Annotated in this window: 1 protein-coding gene; it reads left to right on the top strand. The window is 43.8% G+C overall.

Annotation, left to right across the window (positions count from 1 at the left end; all coding sequences use genetic code 11):
• The first annotated feature begins 62 nt into the window (after positions 1-62).
• A complete protein-coding gene (locus MO867_RS22315) occupies positions 63-425 on the top strand; it encodes a hypothetical protein (protein WP_252473262.1) in 363 nt (120 codons plus the stop codon).
• Positions 426-880: the final 455 nt, after the last annotated feature.

Here is an 880-nt window from a genome sequence, read left to right as displayed (position 1 = left end):
CACGTCCGGATCTGCGTGGGGGCAGTTAGGGTAACCGGCTGTCCTACCACTACTAACTCCTAATGAAGATATTGATAGTAGAACTTTTCCTTCTCTTAACTAGCTTTGCCTCAGCTGAGGAGCTCGTCGTCATTGGAAATCTTGAGTTTTTAAAAGATACAGAAATCACGTCATCCGAGATTTGTTATGAAGACGATGAAGAGAGCTGCCATCCTTGGGCAACATTCTACTTATACAAAATGGAAGTAGTTGCGTCTGTGGATGAGCGTGTGACGCGGAAACAGTTTAATGTCATCTATGGACGTCACGCCCTTATGAAGAATGACATCCACTCTGTTAAAGTGTCGCTAAAAGAACTGCCTGTGGGGAACAAGTTTGGAGCGTCCTATCAGGTCATCGAGATCCATGAGGCTCCGGAGTTATAACAAGCGCCGGCACAAATACGCGCTTCGCGCTTCGCGCTTTGGACTCGCAACAAGTTGCTCGCCTGTGCGGCGGGCGTTACATTTCGAGGAGGCTAACATCAAATATTTTTTGCTTATAGCTTGCCTGTTTCAGGCTGGATGTTCAGTCGTAAGTATCAAAGATTATCGAAATTCTGAATCACACGAAATTCGGCAGGCAATTATTTACGGTGGCGAAATTAATGATGTAGTTGATTTTGAGGTAGTACCAAATTTTCGAACATTCACATCATCATTCCCTGTTCGATACTCTTCCTTGTATGTGCTCTCTAAAAAGTCGGAAAAAATCTTTATTAAGAGTGCCTCTTTGACTGATCCAGTATCAGGAAAAGTTGAAACCTTAGAGTTGAATAAGAGCTATTATCAATACTTCGGACAGTTTTAGGGGGCGAAATAGGTAGGAACCACGGCCAGAT

It is taken from the genome of Microbulbifer okhotskensis, from assembly GCF_023895975.1.
In the GTDB taxonomy this organism is placed as follows: domain Bacteria; phylum Pseudomonadota; class Gammaproteobacteria; order Pseudomonadales; family Cellvibrionaceae; genus Microbulbifer; species Microbulbifer okhotskensis.
Note: the sequence above shows the minus strand (reverse complement) of the source record. Positions and strands in the feature narration are given on the sequence as shown.

Coding starts and splice junctions, on each gene's coding strand:
- MO867_RS22315 (WP_252473262.1), top strand. CDS start 63: ATGAAGATATTGATAGTAGAACTTTTCCTTCTCTTAACTAGCTTTGCC.